At 33.2% G+C, this 8232-nt stretch carries 5 protein-coding genes, 2 tRNA genes and 1 pseudogene; 3 read left to right on the top strand and 5 right to left on the bottom strand.

Features of this window, described 5'->3' with window-relative positions:
• Positions 1 to 210 precede the first annotated feature (210 nt).
• The 4 genes from AC1DCD_RS09800 to AC1DCD_RS09785 form a co-directional block, all read right to left on the bottom strand.
• Positions 211 to 292: transfer RNA gene (locus tag AC1DCD_RS09800), tRNA-Leu, on the bottom strand.
• A 91-nt stretch (positions 293 to 383) separates the two neighbouring features.
• Positions 384 to 1388, bottom strand: a complete 1005-nt coding sequence (locus AC1DCD_RS09795) for a S41 family peptidase (RefSeq protein ID WP_060933165.1) — start codon at positions 1386 to 1388, stop codon at positions 384 to 386.
• Positions 1388 to 2221, bottom strand: a complete 834-nt coding sequence (locus tag AC1DCD_RS09790; RefSeq protein WP_464641317.1) for a DUF3316 domain-containing protein — start codon at positions 2219 to 2221, stop codon at positions 1388 to 1390. The genes AC1DCD_RS09795 and AC1DCD_RS09790 overlap by 1 nt, the downstream gene beginning before the upstream one ends.
• On the bottom strand, positions 2208 to 4925 hold the full coding sequence (locus AC1DCD_RS09785) for a DNA gyrase/topoisomerase IV subunit A (protein WP_464641319.1): 2718 nt from the start codon (positions 4923 to 4925) through the stop codon (positions 2208 to 2210). The genes AC1DCD_RS09790 and AC1DCD_RS09785 overlap by 14 nt, the downstream gene beginning before the upstream one ends.
• A gap of 194 nt (positions 4926 to 5119) precedes the next feature.
• Here AC1DCD_RS09785 and AC1DCD_RS09780 point away from each other — a divergent pair.
• From AC1DCD_RS09780 to AC1DCD_RS09770, 3 genes are all read left to right on the top strand, one after another.
• Positions 5120 to 5205 (top strand) — tRNA-Leu (locus tag AC1DCD_RS09780).
• Positions 5206 to 5229: 24 nt separating this feature from the next.
• Positions 5230 to 6222 carry a TlpA disulfide reductase family protein gene (locus AC1DCD_RS09775; protein WP_353585966.1) on the top strand — a complete coding sequence of 331 codons (993 nt, stop codon included), beginning with the start codon at positions 5230 to 5232 and terminating at the stop codon, positions 6220 to 6222.
• Positions 6223 to 7770, top strand: a complete 1548-nt coding sequence (locus AC1DCD_RS09770; RefSeq protein ID WP_060933169.1) for a YifB family Mg chelatase-like AAA ATPase — start codon at positions 6223 to 6225, stop codon at positions 7768 to 7770.
• 250 nt (positions 7771 to 8020) lie between these two features.
• Here AC1DCD_RS09770 and AC1DCD_RS09765 read toward each other — a convergent pair.
• Positions 8021 to 8232, bottom strand: a pseudogene (locus AC1DCD_RS09765) (transposase); the annotation flags it as partial.

Here is an 8232-nt window from a genome sequence, read left to right as displayed (position 1 = left end):
CCTTTCTTTTTATATAGACTTATGAAATTATGTGCCTGAGAGGAGAGGGCTTGCAACTGGGTTTTAGGACTGACCCGAAATTATGAGAAATATGGATTAAAACAACATAAACTTTGCCAATAACAACAAATTAGCGACGAATTATGTTGGCAATTTTATAAAAGCAAAAATCCTAACTGCTTAATATTAAGCAGTTAGGATTTTTCTGTGTGCGCCTGATAGGACTCGAACCTACACGTCGCAAAACACTAGATCCTAAGTCTAGCGCGTCTACCAATTTCGCCACAGGCGCATTCTTATTGTTTGTGCAAAGGTATATACTTTAAGTTAAACTACCAAAAGTTTTAAAGTATTTTTGTAGTATTATTTTCATTTGTTCTCTATTATGATATAGCTATTTTTCGTGCATATTCTATTATGGTATCTTTGCCTTTTTGTAAATCTAATATATTAATATTTACTTTATAATCAGGTTCTATGCCAAATTCTGTTGTTATTTTATTACGGTCAAATATAGGAGCAGCAGAGAAGCGAATACCCCATCCATTAGGGAGTTCTGAAGAAAAAGGCAAGCCAGCTCCACCACCTGTACGATCACCAACAATAATCGCATTTTTAATGCATTTCATATATTTTACAAACTCATTAGCAGCAGAGTATACACTACGATTGGTAAGTATTATAACAGTTTTTTGCCATCGTATACCTTTGCTTGGTTTAAGGATTTGTTTTTCTAATATAGAAAAGTCTGTATGTCCCGGTCCTGTTTTATGTTGCATATATCCAACTAATATATCTTTATTTGTAAAACGTGCTGCGAGCTGTTCGGCTGCAGTAATATTACCACCACCATTATTGCGAAGATCAATTATTAGTGCATGGGCTGGTTGCATATATAGTAAAATTTCATCTAAGTTTCCTGCTCCAAAGGTTGTTTGAAATGTAGAGCATCGTAAGTATCCTATATTATCATTAAGGATAGTGTATGACATTCCGTTAACTATACGATAATTATGTCCAAGGTATTTACGTTCTAATGACTTATAAAAATTTTGTGGATATTCCTCATACCATGACCAATAGCGACCTATATTGAAAGAAGAGTAGAGATTAACATGTCCATCTTTTAGTTCTGATAGCATATTTGTCATAACTTCAAACAGCTGCCCATTAGTCATCTCTTCATTAATCTGTTTTATATACTTTGTATGTATTTTATTCCAATCTATTTGTTTTTCTTGAAAAAAACAATAATGTTCATCTATAATTTTCCATAAAGCTTCAAAGTTACCGTGTGCATTATTATTATATATATCATTTCTAACACATGCTGTAAGCGTAAGTATGCTTATTAAAAAAAAAGAAGATAATATTTTTGTATGTTTCATTATGGTATTATTTTTACAAGATTAAATTTTTTCACTAATCCTATTATAAACAAATTACTCCACGAATGATACTTTAAACCATTTAGTTTTGTTTGTTGGATATCAAGAGCATATCCTAAGCGTATAGTAGTATGATGAATAGTATAATCAGCACTAATATATTGGCGTGTAGACGGAGTAGAGATGAGAGTAGTAAATACTATATTATTATCATAATTTTTTTTTGAAAATATTTCATAATAACTCTGTCCATAATTTGGTGTAAAAGCTAATCCTATAATTGAAGTTTGTCCCTCGTATCGTAAAAGTATAGGATGTCCTTTTATATGAAGCAGGTAATTTATAATGATATTAGGTGCTATATTAACATTAATGTATGCTTGTGCAGGGTTATTGCTATTACGGATATTATATAAAGCTCCCAAGTTGGTATCTATTCCACCACCAATCTTCATTGTTAATTTACCTTTTCCTATAGTAAAATCTAATAGTTTATAGTGTATATTGTATTGAAAATTATACCAACAACCAAGTTCGCTATTAATATTAGTTCTATTATGTAAATATAAAAAATGGATTTGGTGTACTAATTCTCTTGATATATTACTTCCATTATCACGTTCTGTTAGTGAGAAGTATCGAAACTCTTTACCATTATATTCTTCTGGCGATAAATAAGTATCTAACACATTCACCTTACCAATACCAATCATTTTAGAATTGGTGATAATCTTATTATTGTATAAAGAGTCTTGTGCAAAAACATGAATATTCATTAATAGTATTATAGTTAATAACCATAATCTCCTTATTATAAGATTATTCTGCATCATCTTTATTAATATTATCGAATAAATTAAGCTGTCCAGCAATTTCATCAATTATTTCTTGTTTACTTTTTCCTGCATCAGGATCAAGATTTTCTACAGAAAGATGAGTATGTGTTGCATTGTTTTTATTGTTATTTTCTTCATTTAAGAAGCGTAAGGGTGTTAATTCTTTTATACTTTCCACGTTCAAAGTAGTTATACGTTTTCCTTTAGCTTTAAATCCTTTTATCCCAACAAATTGCTCTGCATCTATTTCTTGAGTGCCTTTAACAGCATCATCTCCACCATAAGTAATTTGAATGCGAGGATAAGCAGTATCTGTAAGTAATACTAATTTACTATTATTATTACCTATAAAACTTTGTTTCCGTTTATTGCTTTCCATTTGAAAGCGCTTTAAATATGGATAACCTTTATTGTCTGCGTCAAAAATAACAGCAGTCCAGATTTTATCTGCGTCAAATTTCTCTATTTTTGCTATATTATCCTCATAATGGTTAGTAGCTTCAAAGGATGAAACATAGAAATAGCCATTATTAAGTATTATTAGAATCTGGTCTTGATCATTAAACTCTCCTATGTAGTTACCATGCTCTTCATAATTAATGCGATTAACATCAGGATCAAACCATACTTTTCTGCCTCCTAAAGTAGAGTGTCCATGACTTTTTAAAGATATGCGGTGTACGCTTTCTTTTGTGAGAATATTTCCTTTGGCATCACGTCCCTTAATTGCTATTTGTGAAAAGTCACGTTCTAAGAAGATATTTTGTTTCTTTTTATCAAAGTTTGGATTTAGCGTTACTTTTATAACTTCTGCTTCACCATTAGCATTGGCAGTGAAGTAAACTACGCGTGAACCAGGTGTTCCTGTTGTGATGTCATACTCTTTGTCTCGTGTTATAGATGTAACATTAAATCGTTTTATATAGTAAATTCCTGTTTTACCATCTTTGTAAACAGTATTATAAATAGTGCGTTTATCGTTCTTTTTAAAAACTTGTAGATGCAATATGTTTTTACCAACAAATACTTTATCAGCTACACGGATAACTTTATATTTTCCGTCTCGATAAAAAATAATAATGTCATCGAGGTCAGAGCAGTTTTGAACAAATTCAGATTTCTTTAATCCTGTCCCTATAAATCCACTCAAGCGGTCTATGTATAGTTTTTCATTAGCATCTACTACTTTAGAAGCGATAATGGTGTCGAAGTTTTTTATCTCTGTTTTGCGAATATGTTCTTTGCCGTATTTACCTTTTAAATGCTTAAACCATTCTATGGTAACACGTGTCATTTCGCTTAGATCTTTATCTATTTCTGCTATTTCTGCTTTTATTTTAATAATAACGTCATCAGCTTTATCCTTATTAAATTTTAAGATGCGTTGCATCTTTATTTCTAATAAATGAATAATATCCTCACGCGTAACTTCACGTATAAAGTGCTTTTTAAACGGTTCTATTTTAGAATCAACGAAAGCAACGACTTCTTTGAGGTCTTTAGCGGTTTCAAATTTATGTTCTTTATATATTCGTTCTTCTATAAAAATGCGTTCTAAAGAATTATAAAAAAGCTGTTCTTCTAATTCATGTTTGCGTATTTCTAATTCTTGTTTCAAAAGCTCCCTTGTATGATCTACTGAATGTTTTAGAACGTCTGATATGGTGAGAAAATGAGGTTTGTTATTTTCTATTACACAGCAATTGGGTGAAATACTTATTTCACAATCGGTGAAAGCATATAGTGCGTCAATAGTCTTGTCACTAGAGGTGTTAGGAGAAAGATGCAGATGTATTTCTACTTCTGAAGCCGTCATATCTTCTACCTTACGAATTTTTATTTTACCTTTTTCTATTGCTTTTGTTATTGATTCTTGTATGGAACTGGCCGTTTTGGTGAAAGGTACTTCACGAATGACAAGTGTTTTGTGATCGAGCTTTTCTATTTTTGCTCTTATTTTTAAAGTGCCTCCACGTTGTCCATTATTATATTTAGAAACATCAATACTTCCCCCTGTAGCAAAGTCGGGATAAATACTAAAATCTTTACCTTTAAGATATGAAATTGCAGCAGAGCATATTTCGTTTAAGTTATGAGGAAGTATTTTTGAAGATAAACCTACAGCTATACCTTCAGCTCCTTGTGCTAAAAGTAATGGAAATTTTACAGGTAGTGTGATAGGTTCTTTGTTACGTCCATCGTAAGACTGTTGCCAATTAGTTGTTTTAGGATTAAAAACTGTCTCGAGAGCAAATTTAGATAAACGGGCTTCTATGTATCGTGGAGCAGCAGCACGATCTCCTGTAAGAATATTCCCCCAATTACCTTGTGTGTCTATAAGCAAGTCTTTTTGTCCCAATTGCACTAAAGCATCGCCTATAGAAGCATCTCCATGTGGGTGAAACTGCATGGTATGACCAACAATATTTGCTACCTTGTTATATCTTCCATCATCCATACGCTTCATAGAGTGTAAGATGCGTCGTTGAACAGGCTTTAATCCATCTTCAATATTGGGTACAGCTCGCTCTAAGATGACATAGCTTGCATAATCTAAGAACCAGTTTTTATACATTCCTGATAGGTGATGTACAGCAGATGCATCAAACCTATCGGTTGGATTATAATTGGAATGTCTTTTACATTCTGCCTCTTCAGCTCCTATATACTCTAAATTAGAGTCTTTTATCTCATCGTCCATATATGCTTAAAAGTTGAAATTCAGCTTTTTTGTTAACTTTCTTATTTTGCAAATTTAAGAAAAAAAGAGCATAAAAACAAACTAAGAAGAATATGATATAATATTGATATAACGATTTTGTTTTAGCTCAGAATAAAAAAAACGAAAAAAATTTTGATAGTTTATAGAAAAAACTTATCTTTGCACTCGGTTTAGCCGCAATGGTGGAATTGGTAGACACGAGGGACTTAAAATCCCTTGGCCAGAAATGGCTGTGCGGGTTCGAGTCCCGCTCGCGGCACTAACCTTTTAATTTTCTTTGTAGATGAAACGAATAGCATTTTTATTTTTCACTGTATTGCTGTTGGTTTCTTGCGGTACCAAAAGTGGCTACTTCAAGATAAAAGGTCGTTTCCTACATATTAATTCTGGTGAGCTTTATGTTTATAGTCCTGATGGTGGGATAGAAGGTCTTGATACTATAAAAATAGAAGCAGGACGCTTTGCATATGAAATACCATGTAATAAGCCTTCTACCTTAATAATTATATTTCCAAACTTTTCTACTCAGCCTGTTTTTGCAGAAGAAGGGAAATCTGTAGAAATAAAAGCAGATGCTTCTCATCTGAAGGAGATGGATGTAAGTGGTACTAAGTCAAATGAGTTAATGACAAAGTTTCGTAAACAAATAGCATCATCATCACCCCCTGAGATTTTAAAATATGTAGTACAATTTGTGAAAGATTACCCAGAGTCTATAGTTAGTGTTTATCTTGTCAGGAAATATTTTATCACAACAGAGGAACCAGATTATAAAAAAGCCTTGACATTGGTGGATTTGATGCTTAGAAATCAACCTAATAATATTACTTTAATAGGTTTGAAGCAAATGTTGTTAGCTCAGAAAGAAATAATTTTAAGGAATGTTATACCTTACTTTAAAGAGCATGATATAAGCGGAAATGTGGTTACAAATGCAGATTTGAAAGGGAAAACTGCAATTGTGAATGTTTGGGCTTCATGGAGCTTTGAAAGTATGGATCTTCAGAGGGTTATTAACGAAGCGGTAAAAAAACATAAGGTAAAAGCTATTGGAGTTTGTGTAGATCCTGATGCAAAGGTTTGCAAACAAATACTTAAAACAGATGGAATACAGTTTTCAAACATATGTGATGGTAATATGCTTGAAACAAAACTACTTAAGATTTTTAATCTAAGTAATATACCTGGAAATGTAATTATTCGTAATGGACGTATTGTTGAACGTGATATAACGGCAAATACCATCCGACAACGTTTATCAGAAAATAAACTTTAAATGCTTGTAAAAACTTTTTGTGCAGCTGTAAATGGTATGGAAGTTACAACCGTAACAGTTGAAGTAAGTATTACTCGTGGTGTGTTATTTCATCTTACAGGGCTTGCCGATGCAGCAGTGAAAGAGAGTCATGACCGGATTGCTGCTGCTTTATTAAATAATGGTTATAAATTTCCAGTTGCTGATATTACGGCAAATCTTGCTCCTGCTGATATTAAGAAAGAAGGAGCAAGCTTTGATTTACCATTGGCTATTGCGTTATTAGCAGCTAGTAATAAGATAAAGTGTGATAAGCTATCAGAGTATATGCTTGTTGGAGAACTTAGTCTTGATGGTCTATTACAGCCTGTGAAGGGTATTTTACCTATAGCAATTAAGGCAAGAAAGCAAAAATTTAAAGGTATTATAGTGCCTAAAGCAAATGAAAGGGAAGCAGCTGTAGTTGATACACTTGAAGTATATGGTATGGATAATATCTTAGAAGTTATCAATTTTCTTAATGATACGTCATCTCCAGACCCTTGTATAGTAGATACGCGTAAAGAGTTTTATGAACATCAATATGAATTTGAACTTGATTTTGCAGACGTACGAGGGCAAGAAAATGTAAAACGCGCTTTAGAAGTTGCTGCAGCTGGAGGACATAATCTTATCATGATAGGTCCACCAGGTAGTGGAAAAAGTATGATGGCGAAGCGTTTGCCATCTATCTTACCACCATTATCATTGTCAGAGAGTCTTGAAACAACGCAAATACATTCAATCGCAGGTAAGTTGCAGCGTAATAGTGGATTAATAACTCAGCGTCCTTTCAGAAGTCCGCATCACACTATTTCGGAAGCAGCTTTGGTAGGTGGTGGTACTAATCCTATGCCAGGGGAGATTACGTTATCACATCATGGTGTTTTGTTTTGCGATGAATTACCAGAGTTTTCTAAACATACTTTAGAGGTATTACGCCAGCCTTTGGAGGATAGAATTATAACAATCTCGCGAGCAAAGTATACAGTTACTTATCCATGCAGCTTTATGTTTGTGGCAAGTATGAACCCTTGTCCATGTGGATATTATGGAGATCCTACTCATCATTGTGTTTGCTCGCCCGGACAGATACAAAAATATTTAGCAAAAATATCTGGACCACTGCTTGATCGCATTGATATACAATGTGAAATAGCTCCTATTCCTTTTAAAGATATTTCACAAGCAAAACAAGGTGAACCGAGTAAGACTATTAGAGAAAGAGTTATTTTAGCACGAGAGATGCAGACAGAGCGTTTTAAGGACTATTCGCATATCCATTGTAATGCTCAAATGTCAGAGCGTATGATACATGAATTTGCTGAGCCTGATGAGGAATCGTTAGATTTATTGCGTGTTGCTATGGAACATCTTAAGTTATCTGCCCGTGCTTATAATAGGATATTAAAAGTAGCGAGAACTATAGCAGATCTTGACAGTAGTCCTAAAGTAAAAACGCAGCATATAGCAGAGGCTATAGGTTATCGCAGTTTAGATCGTGGTGATTGGGCTGAGAGAGGAGTATAATACTTATAAACAAAAATAAATCCCTAAGTTTTTTATCTTAGGGATTTATTTTTTTATATTATTTTATATTATTTTATTTTGAAATGCCATTCTATGTTTTTTTCTTTCATTTCATTATTATCTACCCCAGTTCGGGTTAAGCCGTCTATATTTTGATAAGTTAGGAGCATTATTCCTTGTTAGAATCATGTGTACGATAATACATCCCACTCTATCATGAATGGGATATGATTTAGATAAAAAATATTGCTTAAAACAACGCCAACTGTTTAGTATCTTCTATGCAATATCCATGGAGAGCTTCTGGCTTGTTTTCAAAGAAGCAGTATGCCCCCCAAGGCAAATACAAGATTCATGATAAAGTTTGTCACAGACCTATGGCGTAAATGTACAATTTGGGCAGTGTTTTTCAGAAGATCATTGATGGTTTCTATGATATATCTTTTGCGCAGCATCATTCTA

The organism is Prevotella sp. C0209C1, from assembly GCF_056583855.1.
Note: the sequence above shows the minus strand (reverse complement) of the source record. Positions and strands in the feature narration are given on the sequence as shown.